Annotated in this window: 17 protein-coding genes and 1 tRNA gene; 5 read left to right on the plus strand and 13 right to left on the minus strand. The window is 72.9% G+C overall.

The window, feature by feature from the left end; genetic code table 11:
* Positions 1-81: 81 nt before the first annotated feature.
* Entirely contained in the window at positions 82-756 is a 675-nt protein-coding gene (locus O7635_RS30590; RefSeq protein ID WP_278083959.1) for a hypothetical protein, read from the minus strand.
* A gap of 12 nt (positions 757-768) precedes the next feature.
* Complete coding sequence (locus tag O7635_RS30595; protein ID WP_278083960.1) at positions 769-1,308, minus strand: CGNR zinc finger domain-containing protein; 540 nt, start codon at positions 1,306-1,308, stop codon at positions 769-771.
* A 55-nt stretch (positions 1,309-1,363) separates the two neighbouring features.
* On the opposite strand from O7635_RS30595, the gene O7635_RS30600 reads away from it, so the two are divergent.
* The gene (locus O7635_RS30600) at positions 1,364-2,314 is read left to right on the plus strand and encodes an EamA family transporter (RefSeq protein ID WP_278083961.1); all 951 of its coding nucleotides are present in this window, start codon (positions 1,364-1,366) and stop codon (positions 2,312-2,314) included.
* Here O7635_RS30600 and O7635_RS30605 read toward each other — a convergent pair.
* Positions 2,306-2,695: an Imm1 family immunity protein gene (locus tag O7635_RS30605; protein WP_278083962.1), complete on the minus strand. Its 390-nt coding sequence runs from the start codon at positions 2,693-2,695 to the stop codon at positions 2,306-2,308. The genes O7635_RS30600 and O7635_RS30605 overlap by 9 nt on opposite strands.
* A 4-nt stretch (positions 2,696-2,699) precedes the next feature.
* The gene (locus tag O7635_RS30610; RefSeq protein ID WP_278083963.1) at positions 2,700-3,236 is read right to left on the minus strand and encodes a hypothetical protein; all 537 of its coding nucleotides are present in this window, start codon (positions 3,234-3,236) and stop codon (positions 2,700-2,702) included.
* A 141-nt stretch (positions 3,237-3,377) separates the two neighbouring features.
* Between O7635_RS30610 and O7635_RS30615 the strand changes: the two genes are divergently transcribed.
* Positions 3,378-4,538 carry an acyltransferase gene (locus O7635_RS30615; protein WP_278083964.1) on the plus strand — a complete coding sequence of 387 codons (1,161 nt, stop codon included), beginning with the start codon at positions 3,378-3,380 and terminating at the stop codon, positions 4,536-4,538.
* A gap of 6 nt (positions 4,539-4,544) precedes the next feature.
* Positions 4,545-5,147 carry a dihydrofolate reductase family protein gene (locus O7635_RS30620; RefSeq protein ID WP_278083965.1) on the plus strand — a complete coding sequence of 201 codons (603 nt, stop codon included), beginning with the start codon at positions 4,545-4,547 and terminating at the stop codon, positions 5,145-5,147.
* Here the strand turns inward: O7635_RS30620 and O7635_RS30625 are convergent.
* The 3 genes from O7635_RS30625 to O7635_RS30635 are packed head-to-tail and all read right to left on the minus strand — an operon-like array spanning position 5,140 to position 6,462.
* Positions 5,140-5,706: a class I SAM-dependent methyltransferase gene (locus O7635_RS30625; protein ID WP_278083966.1), complete on the minus strand. Its 567-nt coding sequence runs from the start codon at positions 5,704-5,706 to the stop codon at positions 5,140-5,142. The two genes, O7635_RS30620 and O7635_RS30625, sit on opposite strands and share 8 nt — an antisense overlap.
* 9 nt (positions 5,707-5,715) lie before the next feature.
* Positions 5,716-6,123 (minus strand): HIT family protein, encoded by a 408-nt coding sequence (locus tag O7635_RS30630; protein WP_278083967.1) that lies wholly within the window; start codon positions 6,121-6,123, stop codon positions 5,716-5,718.
* A gap of 48 nt (positions 6,124-6,171) precedes the next feature.
* Positions 6,172-6,462, minus strand: coding sequence for a DUF2277 domain-containing protein (locus tag O7635_RS30635; protein WP_278083968.1), 291 nt, complete (start codon positions 6,460-6,462; stop codon positions 6,172-6,174).
* A 173-nt stretch (positions 6,463-6,635) separates the two neighbouring features.
* On the opposite strand from O7635_RS30635, the gene O7635_RS30640 reads away from it, so the two are divergent.
* Positions 6,636-7,736 carry a ricin-type beta-trefoil lectin domain protein gene (locus O7635_RS30640; RefSeq protein WP_278083969.1) on the plus strand — a complete coding sequence of 367 codons (1,101 nt, stop codon included), beginning with the start codon at positions 6,636-6,638 and terminating at the stop codon, positions 7,734-7,736.
* A gap of 142 nt (positions 7,737-7,878) precedes the next feature.
* Here the strand turns inward: O7635_RS30640 and O7635_RS30645 are convergent, their stop codons facing one another.
* The gene (locus O7635_RS30645) at positions 7,879-9,045 is read right to left on the minus strand and encodes a hypothetical protein (RefSeq protein ID WP_278083970.1); all 1,167 of its coding nucleotides are present in this window, start codon (positions 9,043-9,045) and stop codon (positions 7,879-7,881) included.
* Between the two features lie 271 nt (positions 9,046-9,316).
* Between O7635_RS30645 and O7635_RS30650 the strand changes: the two genes are divergently transcribed.
* Complete coding sequence (locus O7635_RS30650) at positions 9,317-9,778, plus strand: hypothetical protein (protein ID WP_278083971.1); 462 nt, start codon at positions 9,317-9,319, stop codon at positions 9,776-9,778.
* Positions 9,779-9,861: 83 nt separating this feature from the next.
* On the opposite strand, the gene O7635_RS30655 is transcribed toward O7635_RS30650, so the two are convergent.
* From O7635_RS30655 to O7635_RS30675, 5 genes are all read right to left on the minus strand, one after another.
* Positions 9,862-11,061, minus strand: coding sequence for an RtcB family protein (locus O7635_RS30655; RefSeq protein WP_278083972.1), 1,200 nt, complete (start codon positions 11,059-11,061; stop codon positions 9,862-9,864).
* 23 nt (positions 11,062-11,084) lie between these two features.
* Positions 11,085-11,172: transfer RNA gene (locus tag O7635_RS30660), tRNA-Cys, on the minus strand.
* Positions 11,173-11,480: 308 nt separating this feature from the next.
* Positions 11,481-17,597 carry a type I polyketide synthase gene (locus O7635_RS30665; RefSeq protein WP_278083973.1) on the minus strand — a complete coding sequence of 2,039 codons (6,117 nt, stop codon included), beginning with the start codon at positions 17,595-17,597 and terminating at the stop codon, positions 11,481-11,483.
* 20 nt (positions 17,598-17,617) lie between these two features.
* Positions 17,618-18,937, minus strand: coding sequence for a beta-ketoacyl synthase N-terminal-like domain-containing protein (locus tag O7635_RS30670; protein WP_278083974.1), 1,320 nt, complete (start codon positions 18,935-18,937; stop codon positions 17,618-17,620).
* Between the two features lie 88 nt (positions 18,938-19,025).
* Positions 19,026-20,027 (minus strand): LacI family DNA-binding transcriptional regulator, encoded by a 1,002-nt coding sequence (locus O7635_RS30675; RefSeq protein ID WP_278083975.1) that lies wholly within the window; start codon positions 20,025-20,027, stop codon positions 19,026-19,028.
* Between the last annotated feature and the right edge of the window lie 54 nt (positions 20,028-20,081).

Consider the following 20,081-nt stretch of genomic DNA (forward strand, 5'->3'; position numbering starts at 1 on the left):
CACCTCCCGGCCGTGAAACGTTTCACCGTGACTGTGCTTGAAGACACTAGGGATGCACATGCATCACCGTCAAGGGCTTGGTCAGCCCCCGGTGTGGCCCTCTTCCTCGCCGTCCGGGGTGAAGGCGCCGGAGCCGTGCTCGGTCTCGAGGTAGACGTGCTGGTGGCCGAGGCCGGCGTCCACATTGATCTGGTCGAGCTGGGCCGCGGCGACGGACCAGGCGGTCGCGGCGGCGGTGCGGGCCCGCTCGGCGATCTCCAGCAGGCGGGGCCGCTGGTCGGCGGGAGCGGCGACGGCGGACGCGTAGACGTCGACCGCCACCTGGAAGTCCGCGACCGCGATGCGGAAGCCGCCCCGGGCAACGTTGGTGGCGGTGGTGCCGGACGGGCTGTCGGCGTGGGCGGTCACCAGCTTCCTGACGCTCTCCTGCCAGCCGGCCACGGTGGCGGCGTCGGCCGGCTGCCCACTGTCGACGGCGGCGTCGTACGCCGTGAGCATGGTGGTGAGCGCCTCCTGCGACTGGCGGGCGACCGTGGTCAGCTGTTGGATCTGGTCGCGGTCGCGCACGGCCTCCTGCTTCTTCAGGTCGTCGATCGCCCGGGTGGTGGCGTCGGGGCGGCCGATCAGGAAGCCGACGAGGCCGGCGGCCACCGCGGCGGCCACGATGCCCGCGATCGTCGCGGCGAGCGGGACACGGCGGGCGCGGGCCTGCTCGGCCTGGCGCACGTAGGACGGCTTGCCAGTCTTGCGCGACATCGATGGAACGTATTACGCCTCGGGTGGGCGGATCAAGGCTGCCCGGCGCGCCCGATAGGCGTTGACGGCGGCGCGGTTGCCGCAGCCGGCGTCACAGAACCGTTTCGACCGGTTCCTGGAGAGGTCGACGAGCACGTTGCCGCAGTCCGGGTACGCGCACAGGCGCAGCCGGTCCGACGCCTGCGTGCGGACCACGTCGACGAGCGCCATCGCGGCCTCCACGGTCATCCGCACCGCCAGCGGCGCGTCGCGGGGCACCGCGTGCAGGTGGTAGTCCCAGCCGTCGTGCCGGACCAGCTGGGGCAGCGGGCGGCTGTCCCGCAGCAGCCCGTTGACCAGCTCGACCAGGTCGTCCTCGCCGAGCTCCCAGAACCGCCGGAACACCGGGCGCAGGGCGCGCACCTCGGCGAGCTCGGCCTCGGTGCCGGCCCGGACGCCGCTGTCCTCGTGGTCGACCAGGAAGGCGTCGAGCGCGGCGACGTCGGCCAGCGGCGTGTTGACCAGCGCGGCGACCTGCACGAGAGCCGCCTCGGTGTCATGAGCGAAAACCACCTTGACCCCTAACAGCCCGGCACCCTAGCGTCATCAGCGTAACCCGCCTTTGGTCATGACAGGGGACGCCATGCCACCGACCCGCTCGTTCGGCCTGCTGCTCGCGCTGCTGTCGGCGCTGACGTTCAGCACGTCCGGCCCCTTCGCGCGGGCGCTGCTCGACGCCGGCTGGACGGCGCCGGCCGCGGTGGCCACCCGGATCGGCGTCGCGGCGGTGGTGCTGGCCGTGCCGGCCGCCCTGCTGCTGCGCGGGCGGTGGGGCGTCATCCGGCGCGACCTGACCGGCGTCGTGCTGTTCGGCGTGCTCGGCGTCGCGGCGGCCCAGGTCGGCTTCTTCAACGCGATCCGCTACCTGCCGGTCGGGGTCGCGCTGCTGCTCGAATACCTCGGCGTGGTGCTCGTCGTGTTCTGGATGTGGGCGGTGCACGGCCAGCGGCCACGGGCCCTGACGGCGGCCGGCGCGATCACCGCGATCGTCGGCCTGGTGCTCGTGCTCGACCTGCGCGGCGGCGCCGGCGGGCTGTCGCTGGTCGGCGTCGCGTGGGGCCTGTTCGCCGGCGTCGGGCTGGCGTCCTACTTCGTGCTCGGCGCGCGCGAGAGCGGTTCCGACGACGACGTGCCCGCGCTGGCGCTGGCCACGGCCGGCATGGCGATCGGCGCGGTGGTGCTGGTGCTGCTCGGCGTCACCGGCCTGTTGCCGATGCACGCCACCTTCGGGCAGGTGAGCCTCGGCGGGCGGGAGCTGAGCTGGCTCGTGCCGGTGGTCGGGCTGTCGCTGGTGGCGGCCGTGGTCGCCTACGTGGCCGGCATCCTCGCGGCCCGCGCCCTCGGCGCCCGGCTCTCGTCGTTCGTCGGGCTGACCGAGGTGCTGTTCGCGGTGCTGGTGGCCTGGCTCGTCCTCGACGAGCTGCCGGCGCCGGTGCAGATCGCCGGCGGGGTGCTCATCGTCGCCGGCGTCGCGCTGGTCCGCCTCGACGAGCGCAAGCCCGCCCTCGTCTCAGCCTGACTCCCAGCACAGTGTCCCGTCCGGGTGGCCGTCGGCGAGGAACGTGCGCAGGGCGCACAGCACGGTGTCGAGGTCGACGATCCGGCGGCGCGGCACCCGGCGCACCCGGCCGGCGGCGACCAGCAGCGCGTCCCCGACCGGCGCGTCCGGCGCGCACACCACGATGACGTCGTCGTGCTCGTCGGATCCCAGGTGGACCGTGTAGCGGCCGGCGCCACCCTCGATCGCCAGGTACTGGCCGTCGTGGCCGGTCACCACGACCTCCGTGTGCTGCCGCTGGTCGAGCGCGCGCACGGCCGCCTCGACGGCGGCCGGCCCGGGCTCGTCGTCGTGGAACCGCTCGGCCTCGCCGCCTCGCCAGCGGTCGCGTTCCAGCCGCACGGGCTCAGTGAGGGGCGGTGAGCTCGTCATACAGCTCGTCATAACGGGCCTGGTCGGCGTGCAGCCGGCCGTCGGGGCTGACGGTGAAGCCGCCGCGGCGGTAGCACTCGACGAACAACTCGACCATCGCGGCGAGATCGGCGAACTCGATCCGGGTCGGCTCGCCGGCCCGCACCGTGACCACGCGCGGCTCGTGCGCGCCGGACCAGAGGGCCGCGAACAGGTCGCCCTCCTCCGAGGCGAGCAACGGCAGCCAACCGTCGCCCAGGCAGAGCACGTTGTCGTCGTCGTAGCGCGGCTTCATCCCGATCGCCTCGGCCAGCGCCAGGGGCGCGTACCCCGGGATGACCTCGACGTCCTGATGGTCCTGGCCGGGGGCGCGCGTGACGCCGTCGTGCCAGGCGAACCACTCGACGACGGCCGGCGGCAGCGGGCCGTGGCGGGTGGTCTGATCCGCCGGCAGGCCCGGCACCAACAGGTCGACGACCGGGCGGCGCAGCATGCGCAACCACCACTCCAGGTCGTCGAGGCGATCGGTCAACGACTCCTCCACACGATCACCAGCGCCACCGGGCCGCCCGATGTCACACCTGCCGGCCGCCGTTGGTGATCTGAGGGGTAGTCCACAATCCAGGGCCGTCCGGATGCGGCGCCCGGGGACCCTCGATAGGGTCGCTTCTCGATGCCCGACTCCCCCAGGGCCGCCGCCCCCCGCCTGCCCTCCCTCACCGGTTTGCGCTTCGCCGCCGCGTTGCTCGTCTTCGGTGTCCACGCCTATTCGTTCATCCCGGTCGGGGGCTTCGCCCACGACCTCGGACACCTGCTGCTCGACCCCGGCGACCTCGGCGTCTCGTTCTTCTTCGTGCTCTCCGGCTTCGTGCTGACCTGGGCGGCCCGCGGCGCGGGACCGGCGCCGGGCCGCGGGCTGGGCCGGTTCTTCGCGGGGCGGTTCCTGCGGATCTATCCGGCGTACGTGGTGGCGCTGGGCCTGGCCGTGGTGTCGAAATGGGTCGGCGACCTGGTGGACCCCGTGGGCAACCGGATGAACCAGGTCAACGGGCACAACCTGGGCACGAGCCTGTTCCTGGTGCAGGCCTGGTACCCCGACGACGTCACCTATCTCGGGATCAGTCCGGTCGCCTGGTCGCTCTCGTGCGAGATCGCGTTCTATGCCGCTTTCCCGCTGCTCTATCCCCTGCTGCGCCGTCTCGCCGGCCGCGCGCTCGCGCTGACCGCGGTCGGGCTGGTCGGGCTGGGCCTGCTCCTGCCGCTGATCGCGCACCTGTTCGTCGACCCGGCCTACCAGCGCTGGTTCGTCTACGTCCTGCCGCTGACCCGCGGGGTCGAGTTCGCGCTGGGCATCGCGCTGGCGCTGCTGGTGCGGTCCGGCGCGTGGCGTGGTCCCGGTCTGCCGGTGGCGTCCGCGCTGTTCGTGGCCAACTATCTGATCGTCAACCTGCTGCCGCATTCGGTACGCGACACCGCCGCGGTGCTGGCGACCACGGCGCTGCTGATCCCGGCCGCGGCCACCGCCGACCTGACGGCCGCCCGGTCGGTGTGGCGGCACCCGCTGCTGATCAAGCTGGGCGACGCGTCGTACGCCTTCTTCCTCGTGCACCTGACGATCGTCACGACCGGCATGACGATCCTGGGGCGGTCGCACGACTACCCCGTCTGGCAGGCGGTGCCGCTGGGCCTCGGGTTCCTGGTCGTCTCGTACGCCGTGGCCCTGCCGTTGCACCGCTGTGTCGAAACGCCCGCGATGCGCCTGCTGCGCCGCCGTCCGCCGGCCGTGGTCCCGGCGCCACGTACTCCTGCGAGGGAGCGGATCGGCGTAAGATAGACCGATATGGGCAAGGTTGTCGCTGACATCTCGATGTCACTCGACGGATACGTGGCCGCGCCCGGCGCCGATCTGGAGCACGGTCTGGGCATCGGCGGTGAAGTGATCCACGGCTGGGTCTTCGCCGGCCACCCGATCGACGCGGAGATCCTGCACCGCGGCCTCGACGAGACCGGCGCGGTGGTGATGGGTCGCCGCCTGTTCGACTTCGTCGACGGCCCGCACGGGTGGACCGACGAGCTGGGCTACGGCGCCGGCACCGACCAGGCGACGGGCGGCCCGCCGGTGGTCGTCGTGACGCACGCGCCGCCGTCGTCGTGGCGGCTGGGGCCGCGGTTCCGCTTCGCGGAGGACATCTGCGAGGCGGTGGCCCGGGCCCGGTTCGCCGCGGGCGACCGGACGGTGGTCGTCATGGGCGGCGCCGAGGTCGTGCGGCAGAGCGTGCTGCTCGGTCTCGCCGACGAGCTGCGCATCCACCTCTCGCCGTGCCTGACCTGCGGCGGCACGCCGCTGTTCCCGCCGGGGGCCGCGGCCGCGCCACGGTTGCGCCAGGTCGACGTGGTGGCGTCGCCGCACGCGACCCACCTGACCTACGAGGTGCTCACCTGATCCGGGTGCCGACGAGCGCCACCATGTCGGGGGTCAGCCGGAGGGTGGTCGCCCGCAGCCGCGGGTGGTTGAGCCAGCGCATCCGCGCGTGGTCGGTCCCGCCGCCGACCACGGGCGGCCAGCCGGTCGTGGGCGTGAAGTCGTCCATGACGACGGTGCCGCCCGGCCGCAGCCAGGTCTCCGGCTCGGCGAATCCGGCGTCCGGCGTCTTGCCGCTGCCGCCGCCGTCGAGCGAGAGCAGGTCGAACGGACCGTAGGCGGCCAGGTCGCGCCAGTCACCGTGCAGCACGGTGATCCGCGGGTCGGCGGCGAACAGGTGCTGTGCCGCGCGGGCCCGGTCGGGGTCGATCTCGACGCTGACGATCCGGGCGTCCGCGGGCGCGCCGGCGGCGAGCCAGGCCAGGCCCACGCCGCAGCCGGTGCCGGTCTCGCCGACGAGGCCGCCGCCCGGGACACCGCCGGCCAGGACCTGCAACAACCGGCCGTGCGCCGGCACGCTCGAGTGGGCGAACCCGGTCCGCTCGGCCAGCCGCATCGCTTCCTGAATGCGTTCCTCCATGGTCGCCGGCTACTCCTCCGCGGTCTTCAAGGCGGCGAGCAGGCGCTGGTGTGCGTCGTCGAGCGCGGCCGGCGCCGGGTCGTGGTCGACGCGGGCGAAGTCGAAGTCGGCCATGCCGCGGGCCGGGAAGACGTGGACGTGGGCGTGCGGCACCTCGAAGCCGGCGATCACCAGGCCGGCCCGGGGCGCGTCGAACGCGGTGCGCACCGCCGTGCCGACGCGGGCGGCGACCGCCATCACGTGGCTCCACAGCGCCGGGTCGAGGGTGGTCCAGTCGACGACCTCCTCGACCGGCACGACCAGCGTGTGCCCCGGCGTGAGCGGGGCGATGCTCAGGAACGCGACCACGCGCTCGTCCCGGTGGACGAACCGGCCGGGAAGCTCGCCGGCGATGATCCTGGAGAAGACGGAAGGCATGCCACCTCTTCTAGCACGCCGCGGGCCGCGCCGCGGGCCGCGGCGCGGTCAGGCGCTGGCCGGCTCCGGGCGGGGGCCGTAGCGCTCGGCGGCGCGGGCGCGGGCCTTGGCGGCCTCGGTCTCGCGGTCGCGCGGCGGCGCCTTGATCACCAGTTCGTCGAGCAGCGTGCGGGTCGCCTCGGTGACCGCGCGTACGGCCTCGTCGAACGCCTCCTGGTTCGCCGCCGACGGCTTGGTCGTGCCGCTGACCTTGCGCACGTACTGCAGCGCGGCGGCCTCGATCTCGTCGCCCGTGGCCGGCGGCTCGAAGTTGCTCAACACCCGGATGTTTCTGCACATCCACCCAGCATGTCAGCCGCGCCCCGCGACCCGCCACCGTGATCGCCGACCGTTCGGCGCACGCCACCGGGCGTTCGCCGCCGAGGGACTCCCCCACCCGCCCATAGATCGCCGACTCTCGATGCATGGCCGTCCTCCGTCCCGGACGGCACCGAACGAGAGGAACGCGCGCCATGCGATGGAGACTGGCCGGACTCGGCCTCGCGCTCGCGGTGGTGGCCACGGTGCTGCCCGCCACCGCCGCCCACGCCGAGTCCAACGGCGGCGTACGGGTCATGCCGCTCGGCGACTCGATCACCGACGGCTTCAACGTGCCCGGCGGCTACCGGATCAACCTGTGGCAGCGGCTGGTCGGCGGCGGGCACACGGTGGACTTCGTCGGATCGGGCTTCAACGGGCCGGCGAGCCTCGGCGACCACGACCACGAGGGCCACTCCGGCTGGCGGATCGACCAGATCGACGCCAACGTCGTCAACTGGCTGCGCACCTACATGCCGCGCACCGTGCTCCTGCACATCGGCACCAACGACCTGAACCAGAACTACGACATCGCCAACGCGCCCGCGCGGCTGTCGGCGCTGATCGACAAGATCCGGGCGACGGCGCCGGACGTCGAGCTGTTCGTCGCGCAGATCACGCCCGAGACGGACCCGACCCTGGAGCAGCGGGTACGCGCGTACAACTCGGCTATTCCGGGCATCGTCGCCGGCAAGGGCGCCAGGACGCACCTGGTCGACATGCACGCGGCCCTGACCACCGCCGACCTCGCCGACGGCGTCCACCCGAACCAGGCGGGCTACGACAAGATGGCCGCGACCTGGTACGCGGCGCTGAGCGCGGTGCCCGGCAGCCTGCAACCGCCGGCGACCACCGGCCCGCCCGTCGGCGTCGCGGTCTCGCTGGTCAACCCGCAGTCGGCGCGCTGCATGGACGTCTCCGGCGCCGGCACCGCGGCGGGCACGCAGATCATCATCTGGGACTGCCACAACGCGACCAACCAGAAGTGGACCCGCACGGCGGCGGACGAGCTGCGCGTCTACGGCAACCGCTGCCTGGACGTCAACGGCAACGGCACGGCCAACGGCACGAAGATCCAGATCTGGGACTGCAACGGCACGGCGGCGCAGAGGTTCACGTTCCAGGCCAACGGCTCGATCGTCGTGCCGGCCTCCGGCAAGTGCCTCGACGTGACGGCGAGCGGCACCGCCAACGGCACGAAGGTGCAGCTCTACACCTGCAACGGCACCGGCGCCCAGCGCTGGGCCACCGCCTGACAACGGCTGGCATCAGGCTCTTCCGGCGCGCGCGGGTCTGTACCGAGCACCGTCCCGCGCGCCGCCGCCGGCTGGCGTGCCTCGGAGAGGTGAGATCTCCCGGCCCTTCGACACTGAGTGCCCAAACGGCGCAGCGGCCTGATCAGCCGGTGGTGATAGTGGCCTGCCAGTAACGCAAGATATCCGGGATCGACGTATAGATACAATCCGTGAAACTGTATCCAGCCTTGATGATGCCGACGGCGATCACGCCACCCCGGCCGTCGCGGGCAAAGACGGGCCCGCCGCTGTCGCCACCTTGACACCCGATGTAACTACCCTGGTGAACCGCTTCCCACAAGCCGCAGGAGTAGTCGCCCCCCGCCATGGTCTCGCAGTAGGGTCCGCGGACGACCTTCATCAATGACTCACCGGTGAACGAGCCGTCGAAACTGACAAGGCAATTCGTGCACGAGTTCTGTGCCGAACGAACAGGGAGCGATGTGGTGGTCGCCGGCCCGCCGACCCAGATCCGTCCGCTATAGCGTGCTCCGCCGATGAGTGCGTTGTCGAGGTTGCCGCCGCCGAGCCTCTGGAACTGGACGGTCCCGAAGTAGCTGGCGTTGTTGGTCTCGACGCGCCTGCCGACCGGCGCGCAATGACCCGCGGTAATTGCGTATCGTACGCCGGAGGCGTTGGTCAGCGTGAACCCCGACGAACAGCGCCCGACGGGAGCCCCGACATCGAGCATGTCGCCGCCGTAGTACGGCGGAGTGTCGGTTCGGCGGCCGACCAGGTCGATGGACCGCGATCTCCTGGTCACCGTGACCTTGTCGCCGTAGGCCTCCCTGGCCTTGGCGAGCAGTTCGGGAGTGACCTCCGCGACGCCCACCTCGACGGAGTTGGTGTCCGGATTGATCCCCCAACGGGTGAGCCCCGAGTCAGTGGCCGCAAACGGTCCCTCGACGGGGATCGAGACGTTGACCTGGTTGAGCTCCCGCAGGCTGTGCTTCTGGTAGTCGACCGACACCTTGATTCCGGCGGATGTGGCCGTCTGCTGGAGTTTCGCCGTATCGGCGGCCGCCGTGGCGGAGCGGCTGTTCAGCAGGTGGATGGTGACTCGACCGGCACCGTCCGTCGAGAGCCCGGCATAACGGTCTGACTGCCCGTCTACGATGTCCCGCAGCTGCTGGAGGCCGACGAGTTGTCTGGCCATCGTCTGTTGCGCCACCGCGGCGGGAGTCGCGGCCGCCTGCGTCGAAATGGCGACCACGCTCGCGACGAACACAAGAGCCGACAGCGACACACCAGAAATCAACTTTCTCGCCAAAGTAACCGCCTACGTGAGAATTGGGCACGCCCTGAGACGTCGGGCCTGCCGATGCGTGCCCGCCAGTATGGGCGACGTCGACTTCGTTGCGGTTTCATGCGATTGACCAGCACCGAACCCGCGCCATGCGACTGTAGATTCAAAGATCGAACGGCCGGCGGACCTGCGGCCCGGGTGATGGGACACGCACCAGTTGCCACGGTGAAGCCGAAATGAGTGCAGCCGGCGATAGGGTGCGGAATACCTGACTGCCATGAGGAAGGGCTGATGAATGCGGTTACGTGTCAAGAGCGCTATTTCGGCAGCGGCGATTTTCGGGATGATAATGTCGACCGGTACGGCCGCACACGCAGAGGCCGCCACGGCGTTGAACCTGAAAAATCAGTATTTGATCGCCAACCCCACCATTTACTATCCAGTTTCGAGCTTCGAGCGCGAAATCTGGCTGGATCCCGGGGTTTACGGCTTCTTCCACTGGGTCAAGCCCGACGTGCGTCCAATGCCGGGTAAAACCTGCTACAACTGGCTGGGAAAACTGGAAGGCAACGCCAAGTATCGTTGGCATTCTGACCTCGGCCCGATAAATTTCGGTCCTGGCAGTCAGGGCTACTACATTCTATATACCAGGCTCACCAATCTCACCACCGGTTCAATTCGGGATATCGAGTGCGACATCTTGGTCCCCGCTGACGGCACTTACGACTGGGGATCAGGTCTCGACCCCCACTTCTAGCGGGTGGTGAGTCCCGAGGGGCGAAGCCGAAAGCCCGAGCCGGACGGCCGCGGTTGAGCCCAGCAACCGCGGCCGCAGGCCCCCTAGCCCTTGACGCAGACCACCTGCTTGAGGTGGGCCACGACCTCGACCAGGTCGGCCTGTTCGGCGATGACCGTGTCGAGGTCCTTGTAGGCGCCGGGGATCTCGTCGACGACCCCGCCGTCCTTGCGGCACTCGACGCCCGCCGTCTGCTCCGCGAGGTCCGTGACCGTGAAGGTCTTGCGGGCCTTGGTGCGCGACATCCGGCGGCCGGCGCCGTGCGAGGCCGACTGGTAGGCGTCCGCGTTGCCGAGGCCGCGGACGATGTAGGAGCCCGTGCCCATCGAGCCCGGGATGATGCCCAGTTCCCCGCGCCCCGCCCGGATCGCGCCCTTGCGGGTGACGAGCAGGTCGACTCCGTCGTAGGTCTCCTCGGCCACGTAGTTGTGGTGGCACGAGATCGGCTCGTCGTAGCGGACGTGCGGCACCGCCTCGCGCAGCACCCGGCTGAGCAGCCCCAGCATCACGGCCCGGTTGCGGGCCGCGTACTGCTGCGCCCAGGTCAGGTCCCGGCGGTACGCGTCCATCTCCGGCGTGCCGGCGACGAACACCGCGAGGTCGCGGTCGGGCAGGCCGGCGTTGTGCGGCAGCTTGCGGGCGACCGCGATGTGTCGCTCCGCCAGCTCCTTGCCGATGTTGCGCGAGCCCGAGTGCAGCATCAGCCAGACCCGCCCGGCGTCCGGGCCGCCCTGCTCGACGCAGACCTCGATGAAGTGGTTGCCGCCGCCCAGCGTCCCCAGCTGCCGGCCGGCCCGGGTCTCCAGGGCGGAGACCCCCGCGGTCAGCGAGCCGAACCGCGCCCAGAACTCCTTCCAGCCGGCGGTCGGCAGGCCGTGGATCCGGTGCGGGTTGACCGGCTCGTCGTGGGCGTTGAAGCCGACCGGGATGGCGGACTCGATGGCCCGGCGGAGCTTGCCGAGGTCGTCGGGCAGGTCGGCCTCGGTGAGGCTGGTCCGCACCGCCGACATGCCGCAGCCGATGTCCACACCGACCGCGGCCGGCGCGAGGGCCTGCCGCATCGCGATCACCGAACCGACCGTCGCGCCCATGCCGTAGTGCACGTCCGGCATCACCGCCACACCCTCGACCCACGGCAGGGCGCCGATGTTGCGGAGCTGCTGGGCGGCCTGGTCCTCGATCGTCGCCGGGTCGGTCCACACCCGGACCGGCGCCCGCGTGCCCGGCAGCAGCGTGTAGCTCATCGTGACACTCCTTTGTAGACGAGAGGCCTGACGGGGAATCGAACCCTCGCATGCCCGTTGCCGGGATCTGGTTTTGCGGACCAGCCGCCGCACCAGCGACGCGATCAGGCCAGGAGGGAGAAACAGAAACGCCGCCCAGTCCCGGGTGCGGGAGGGCGGCGCGAGCGCGCGGTCCGCGCTCAGCTCAACCGTCGCCCCGCGAGGCGTAGCTGTTGGAAGGCGGGTCGCCCGACCGAGGGCACACCCGCGACGGCGCACCGACAGTGCCGCGCCGCTGTGGTCAGCCTCGTCATCTCGGGATCCCTCCTGGAACGTCTCGGGTCAACGGTATGCCCGAGGCCGCTTCCGGGCAACATCAATAAAACGTCGCGGCCGGGGCTTCGTTGCCCCGGCCGCGACGGATCTGGTGGACCCCGACCTCAGCCGTCGGACTCCAGGGACAGGTCCATGTGGCCGGCCAGGCCCTCGGCCAGCGCGGCCAGGGTCGGGTGCTGCCACACGAAGTTGCCGGCCAGCTTGACGCCGAGACCGGCCTCGAGGCGGGCCCGCAGCTCCATCGCCAGCAGCGAGTCGAAGCCGAGCGCCCGCAACGGGGTCTGCGGGTCCAGCGCGCTGTCGCCCAGCCGCATCACCGCCCGGACGTGGCCGCCGACGTAGGACTCCAGGGCCGTCCGCCGGGCCAGCCCCGCCGGCGTCGCCGCGAGGTCGGCCCGGACGTCGACCGTCGCGGCAGCCGGCGCCGCGGCCGCCGGGGACGTGTCGGCCACCAGGTCCGCGAAGAACGGCGACGACGGTGCCGGCACCCACGACGACGGGGCCCCGGGGATCACGCCGGTGCGCACCCGTTCGTGAGCCAGCAATGTGGACAGTGCCGCGAAACCGTCGGCCGTCCCGATCGTGGTGTAGCCGCGCGCCGCGAAGTCCGTCGCCGCGCCCGTCTCGCCCCACGGACCCCAGTTGACGGCCAGCGTCGGCAGCCCCTGCGCCGACCGCCATTCCGCGAACCCGTCGAGCCACGAGTTGGCCGCCGCGTAGACGGTCTGGCCCGCGTTGCCGATCAGCGACGCCATCGACGAGAACACCACGAACCAGTCCAGCTTGTGCCCGGCCACCGCCGCGTGCAGCGCGCGGGCGCCCTGCACCTTGGGCCGCCACACCGTCTCGAACTGGTCGTCGGCCACGGTCAGCAGCGCCGCGTCGGCGAGCACCATGGCCGCGTGCAGCACCCCGCACAACGGCCGCTGGTACGCCGTCGCGGCGGCCACCAGCGCCTCGGCCGTCTCCGGGGACGCGACGTCGCCGCGCACCACGGTGACCCGCGTGCCACCGGCCCGCAGAGCCGCGATCGCCTCCGCGGCGGCGGCCGACGGCGCCCGCCGCCCGTTCAGGACCAGATGCCCCGCGCCCCGCGACGCCAGCCACGACGCCGCCGCCAACCCGACACCCGTCAGGCCACCGGTGATGACGTACGACCCGTCGGAGCGCACCGGCGGCCCCTCGGGCCGGGCGGCCTTCAGCAGACCCGACCCCGGGACGGTCAGCACCAGCTTCCCGTGGTGCGCCGCCGCCGCCATGGTCCGGAACGCCTCGGTCGCCGAGGTCAACGGGTAGGACCGCACGGGCAGCGGCGGCAGCGACCCGTCCGCGAGCCCGCCGAGCACCTCCCGCAGCACGGTCGCGAACACGTCCGGCCGCCGCTGCTGCAGCTCGATCAGGTCGACAGTGGCGAACGTGATGTTGTGCCGCAGCGGCGCCAGCCCGACCGCCCGGTCCGCGAGGATGTCCCGCACGCCGAGCTCCACGAACCGCCCGAACGGCCGCAGCGTGGACAGCCCGGCCCGGATCGCCGGCCCGGCCAGCGAGTTGAGCACCACGTCGACGCCCTCGCCGCCCGTGGCCGCCCGGGTCTCGGCCGCGAAGTCCAGCGACCGGGAGTCCATGACGGTCGCGATGCCCAGCTCGCGGAGCCGGGCCCGCTTCTCCTCCGTGCCGGCCGTGGCCAGCACGGAGGCGCCGAGCTTGCGGGCGACCGCGATCGCCGCGAGCCCGGTGCCGCCGGTTCCACTGTGGATGAGCACCCGCTCGCCGGACCGGAGGCCGGCGACGTGCCGCAGCGCGTACCAGGCCGTGAGGTAGCCGGTGAGCTGGCCCGCGGCGACCACCGGATCGAGCCCGCGCGGCATCCGGGCCACCGCCGTGGCCGGCGCGGTGAGGAACGAGCCGAACGCGCCGCCGCGCAGGTCCACGGCCAGCACGGTCTCGCCGACCTCGAGCGACACGCCGGAGCCGACGGCGCTGACCACGCCGGCGCACTCGAAGCCGATCCGGTAGCGCACGTCGTGGCCGTCGCCGGGCAGCAGGCCCAGCACGGTGAGCACGTCGCGGAAGTTCACGCCGGCCGCGGTCACCCGGATCTCGACCTCGCCGGGGCCGGGCCGACGCCGGTGGACCGCCGCCAACGCCAGCTCCGACAGGTCGCCCAGCCGGTTCGCACGGAGCCGGAACCCGTCGACGCCGCAGCGGACGTCCACGGTGGACGAGTCGGGCGCCGGCGCGTACGCCAGCCGGGCCACCGACCGCTCCCCCGCCCGGTGCCGCACCTCGTCGTCGACGCCGTCACCGAGCAGCTCGTCGGCGAGCAGGTCGGCGTCCGAGGACTCGACCACGGTCGCCCGCAACTCGGGGTGCTCGATCGCGAGCACCCGGACCACGCCGCGCAGCGCCGCCTCGTCGAGCGCGCCGCCGGTCGCCAGCACCAGCCGGGGCGGCGACGCCTCGGCACAGAGCGCCTGCGCCACGGCCACCACCCGCCGGGTCCGGTCGAGGGCGACGTCGCCGCCGCCCGCGACACCACCGCAAACCAGCGCGACCACGCCCGGCAGCACGCCGCCGAGCAGCCCGGTCACCGGCTCGGCCGGCGGCACGTCCAGCACGTCGACCGCGACGCCGCGGGCGCGCAGCGCGGCCGCGACCGGCGCCACCACCCCGCCGCCCTCGCCGACCAGCAGGACCCGCCCGACGGCCCGGGCGGTCGACACCGGCGGCGCCGGCACCCACCGCGGCTCCAGCAGCCACGATCCGGGCAGCGCCTCGGCGCCGGGCACCCGCTGCCGCACGCACCGCAGCCCGCTGACGGTCATTAGGGGCGCACCCCCGCCGTCGCGCAGCACCACGTCCCCGGCGAACTCGGCGGCGTCCGACGCGACCAGCCGGGCCTCGACGAACGCGGCCAGCGACAGGTCACCGGTCACCGCGACCCGCGCGATCCCGACCGGCAGCACCAGACCCTGCCCCGGCGCGTCGAGCACGGTGGCCACCAGCGCCTGGGCGCACAGGTCCAGCAGCACCGGATGCGCGGCGAGCGCACCGGGCGGCGGCCCCGGCGGCGTCACCCGCGCCTGGGCCTGCGTGCCGTCGGCGGAGCGGGCGAGCCCGCTCAGCCCCGCGAACGCCGGCCCGTGGAGGATCCCGCGCGACCGCATCGCGGCGTAGAGGGCCGCGGCGTCACCCGGCACGTCGCAGGTGACCACCGGAAGGTCCGAAGTGGACCGGCCCGACCGCAGCACCGCCCGGGCGTGCGACACCCAGGCACCGTCGGCGTCCCGCGCGAAGATCTCGCATTCCGCCCGGTCGGCCGCGACCATCGTCACCGTGGTGCTCACCTCGGTGTGGTCCCCGAGCCGGAGCAGCTCGCGGAACGACAGGTCCTCGACCACCACCTCGTCGGCCGGCGCCGCGAACACGGCGCAGGCCGCGCTCAGCGCCAGCGCGTGGTACGCCGCGCCCGGCAGCACCGGCTCGTCGTGCACCTGGTGGTCGGCCAGGAACGGCAGCGCCAGCAGCCCGGCGTCGCCGACCCAGGTGTGCCGCACGGGATCACCGGCCACCTCGGCGTGCGCGCCGGGCAGGCCGGCCGGCGCCACCGAGGCGGAGACCGGCGCGACGTCGACCCAGTGCCGCCGCCGGTCGTAGGTCAGCGTCGGCGGGTCGGCCAGCTCCGCGTCGCCGTAGAGCACGGACCAGGCGACCGGCACGCCCGCGCAGTGCAGGGCGGCCAATCCGGTCCGGAACGTCACCAGCTCCGGCTCGTCACGGCGCAGCGTGCCCAGCACCACGGACTCGGCGCTCACGCTCTCGCGGATCGCGCCGGCCACCACCGGGTGCGGCGCCACCTCGAGGAACACCTGGTGCCGGTCCGCGGCGGCGGCCTCCACGGCGGCCGCGAACCGCACCGGCTGGCGCAGGTTGCGGCACCAGTAGTCGGCGTCGAACGCCGGCACCTCCGAACGCGGGTCCAGCACGGTGGAGTAGAAGCGCACGGCGGGCTCGCGCGGGCGCAGGTCCTTGAGCACGGCCTCGAGGTCCGACAGCAGCGGGTCGACCTGCGGCGAGTGGGACGCCACGTCGACCGCGACCAGCCGCGCCGGCACGCCCTCGGCGTCCCAGGCGTCGACCAGCAGGCGCACCCACTCGTCGTCGCCGGCGATCACCGTGCTGGACGGGGCGGCGACCACGGCGACGGAGACGACGTCGCCCGCGCCGGCCGCCGCGATGTCGGCCTCGACCTGGGACCGGCCCAGGCCCACGCTGGCCATGGCGCCGGCGCCGGCGATCCGCTCCAGCAGCGCCGAGCGGCGGCAGATCACCGCGACGCCGTCGGCCAGCGACAGGGCGCCGGCGACGACGGCGGCGGCCACCTCGCCCATCGAGTGGCCGAGCACGCCGGCCGGGGTCACGCCGTAGGACCGCCACAGGTCCGCGAGGGCGATCTGCACCGCGAACAGCACCGGCTGCACGAACCCGCAGCCCGAGACCGGCTGGCCCGAGCGGACGACGTCGAGCACGGAGAAGCCCGCCTCGGACGAGATCAGCGCGTCGGTGCGGGTCAGGCTGGCCGCGAACGCCGGCTCGGTGGCCAGCAGCTCGCGACCCATGCCGGCCCACTGGGAACCCTGCCCGGAGAAGACCCAGACCGCGCCGCGGGTGACGCCGGTCTGCACGGATCCCTCGACCACGAGCGGATCGATCCGGCCGGCGGCGTACGCCCGGAGCCGGTCCGACAGCTCCTCGGTGTCGGCGGCGACCACGCCGAGCCGCCCCCGCCCGGCGCCCCGGCGCAGCGCGAAGGTGTGTGCGACGTCGCGCAGCGGCACGTCCCGCCCGTCGCCGTCGAGCCAGTCGGCGACCCGGGTGGCCGCCGCCGGCAACGCCTCGCGCGAGCCGGCCGGGATGACGACGACCTCGGGGTCGCCGGTGGACCGGGCGGCCGTCGCGCCGGCGGCCGGCAGGTTCGGCGCCTCCTCCAGCACGACGTGCGCGTTGGTGCCCGAGAAGCCGAACGACGACACCGCCGCCCGGCGCACCGCGGCGCCGTCCGGCCAGCGGGTGGTGCCGGTCGGCACGAACAGCCCGGCGGCCGACGGGTCGGTTCCCGGGGTCCAGCCGGTGTAGTGCAGGTTGCCCGGGATCAGGCCCGAGTCGAGGGCGAGCACGGTCTTGATCAGTCCGGCGATGCCGGCGGCCGGCTCGAGGTGGCCGAGGTTCGTCTTGATCGAGCCGACGGCGACGGCCCGGCCCTGGCCCCCGTACACCCGGGTCAGGCTGGTCAGCTCCGTCGGGTCGCCGAGCCGGGTGCCGGTGCCGTGCGCCTCGACGTAGCCGACCTGGCTGGCGTCGAGGCCGGCGCGCACCAGCGCCGCGCGGTAGCACGCCTCCTGCGCCTCCGCCGACGGCGCGCTCAGTCCGTCGGACTTCCCGTCCTGGTTGACCGCGGAGCCGCGGACGACGGCGAGGATCCGGTCGCCGTCGCGCAGCGCGTCGCCGAGCCGCTTGAGCACGACCGCGCCCGCGCCCTCGGAACGGACGAAGCCGTCGGCGTGCGTGTCGAACGCCCGGCAGCGCCCCGTCGGCGAGAGCATCCCGAACCGGGTGAACTCCCGGGTCGTGCGCTCGTCGACGATCAGGTTGACGGCGCCGGCCACCGCGACGTCGCACTCCCGGTCGCGCAGCGCCTGGGCGGCCTGGTGCACCGCGACCAGGCCCGACGAGCAGGCGGTGTCGACACTGACGGCCGGGCCGTGCAGACCGAGGAGGTACGAGATCCGCCCGGCCGCCACGCAGTGCCCGTTGGTGAGGATGCCGCCGGCCAGCTCCTCCGGCGCCCCGGCGAGGCGGGCCATGTAGTCGTCGTAGCTGAGCCCGAGGAAGACGCCGGTCGGCTCGCCGGCCAACCGGTCCGGTGGGAGGCCGGCGTGTTCGAACGCCTCCCACACGACCTCGAGCATCAGCCGGTGCTGCGGGTCGAGCACGTCGGCCTCGCGCCGGGAGACGCCGAAGAAGTCCGCGTCGAAGCCGGCGACGTCGGTCAGCCAGCCGCCCTCGCCCGGCGTGCCGGCGCCGAGGGCGGGGCGACCCGCCGGAAAGGGACCGACGGCGTCGCGGCCATCGGCGAGGAGTCGCCACAGGGCGGCCGGCGAGTCGACGTCGCCGGGCAACCGGCAGCCGATCCCGACGATCGCGATGTGCTCGTGTTCCACTGATGCAGAACCTTTCGGATTCAGAGGGCGTCGGGGCTGCCGAGCAGGATCGCGCTCTGCACGCCGCCCAGCTGGTAGGTGAAGCTCAGGGCGTGGTCGAAGGCCAGCGGCGCGGTCTCGTGGCCGGGCAGCGGGTTGAACGGCAGGAAGTCCAGCGGCTCCACGCAGTTGGCGGTCGGGCAGACCGCGCGGTTGCGCATCATCAGCAGGGTCAGCGCGACACCGAGGGCGCCGGTCGGCGCGCCGTTGTGGCCGAAGCAGCCCTCCTGCGAGGTCATCAGCAGGTCGCCGGCGCGGTCGCCGAACAGCGTCCGGATCGCCTCGGCCTCCTGCACCGCCATGCCGCCGTCGCTGCCGCCGTGCACGTAGCCGACGGACTCGATCGGCCGGTCGCCCAGCGCCTGCCGGACCGCGGCGACCAGGCCGGCGCCGGTCTGGTCGCTGGCCAGCGGGTGCGGCAGCCCGTCGCGGGTCACGGCCTGGTTGAGCACCTGGCCGTAGATCGCCGCGCCGCGCCGCTCCGCGTGCTCGCGGCTCTCCAGGATCAGCGTGACCGAGCCCTCGCCGTAGTTGACGCAGCCCTGGCGCCGGTCGTAAGGGCGCATCAGGCGGTCGAACTCGATCGGCTCGTCGGGCAGCGCGTTGGTCGGACGGCTGTCGGCGTCCTGGTCCTGGACCATCTTGACGAGGTCGAAGACCTTCTTGAGCAGGGGGTAGTAGAAGTTGTCGACGCCGGTCACGGCGATGACGTCCGAGGCGCCGCTGTTGATCAGCAGCCGGGCGTTGTTGATCTGCACGGACGACGAGGAGCAGCCGGCGTTGGCGGTGTAGCAGGGGCCGGTCGTCCGCGCGAAGGCCGACTGGGCCAGCGCGACGTCCGACGAGGTGACCGCGATCGAGCTCTCGATGAACAGCGAGGTCGCCTCGAGGATGTTCAGGTCGCCGATCTCGGTGTTGAGCACCTTGAGGTAGCCGGCGATGTTGGTGTCGACGCCGCCGCGGCCCACCAGGATGCCGGCGTTGGTGAGCGCGCCGGCCCGCACGTCGAGCTTGGCGTCGGTGCAGGCCTCCAGGAAGGACATGAGCCCGAAGCGGTGGGTGTCGGTGAAGTGCGCGGCGAAGATGCCCGGGATCTCCGGGAAGTACTCGGCGAACTTCTCCGCCGGCAGGTCGACGGAGCCGTAGAAGACGCCGTCGTCGCGCGAGGTGATCGCGGTCTTACCCGTCGAGACGATCTCCCAGACGTCGTCCGTGGTGATCGTCGCGCGGCCGATGCCCGGCAGGCAGAAGCCCATGCCCGTGACGACGACGTCGCGGGCGTCGGTGGCGGACCTCATCATGTTCATTCCTTCCCCGAAGGTCGCTCGTTCGGGGAAGAGAGTACGTCCTAAACGGACAAATCAGATGTACGCCCCTTAGGCGGGCGTTTCAGGCACTCTCCCGCAGTTCCAGCCGGTGTCCGGCGGTCAGCTCGGCCGGCGCGCCGTCGGCGCCGGGGGCCAGCCGCTTGGCCAGGAGCTCGACGGCGAGCCGGGCGATCTCCTCCTTGTCCGGCGCGACCGTGGTCAGCGTCGGCGTCGAGAACCGGCCGTCCTCGATGTCGTCGAACCCGACCACCGCGACGTCGTCGGGCACCCGCAGGCCGCGCTCGTGCAGGGCGCGCATCGCGCCGAGCGCCAGCGTGTCGTTGAAGCAGAAGAGCGCGTCCGGGCGTACGCCGGAGTCGAGCAGCTTGCGCACCGCGGCGGCGCCGTCGGCCCGGTGCCAGTTGGCCGCGGCCGCCACCCGGCGGGGGTCGAACCGGATCCTCGCCGCCGCGAGGGCCTCCTTGTAGCCGGTCAGCCGCATCCGCGCGCTGGCGCCGGAGGTGGCCCGCTGCGCGCCGATGGCCGCGATCCGCCGCCGGCCCGACGCGATCAGGTGCGCGGTGATCTCGCGGGCGGCGGCCACGTTGTCGACCGCGACGTGGTCGGCCGGCCCGTGGTCGTCGCGCTCGCCGAGCAGCACCATCGGGCGGGTGTCGGCGCGCCGGGCGAGCTCGGCGCCGGTGAGCGCCAGCGGGCTGAAGATGAGGCCGTCGATGAGCTGGTCGCGGATGCCGTCGGCGACGATCCGCTCACGGTCGGGTGATCCGCCGGTCTGGTCGATCAGGACGGTCCAGTCGTGCGCGGCGGCGGCGTCGACCACGTGCCGGACCAGCTCGGCGAAGTAGGGGATGTCGAGCTCGGGCACGGCCAGCGCGATGACGCCGGTGCGGCCGGTGCGCAGGCTGCGGGCCGTCAGGTTGGGCCGGTAGTTGAGCTCGGCGATGACCGCCTCGACCCGGGCCCGGGTCTCCGGCCGGACGTGCGCGTAGCCGTTGACCACGTTGGACACGGTCTTGACCGAGACGCCCGCGCGCTCCGCGACGTCCTTGAGCCGGTTGCGCACGCCCACCTCCATCACGGTCAGAGGACGACAGCATACCTACGCTTTACAACGTTG

Origin of the sequence: Asanoa sp. WMMD1127, assembly GCF_029626225.1 — a bacterium.
Lineage (GTDB): Bacteria > Actinomycetota > Actinomycetes > Mycobacteriales > Micromonosporaceae > Asanoa.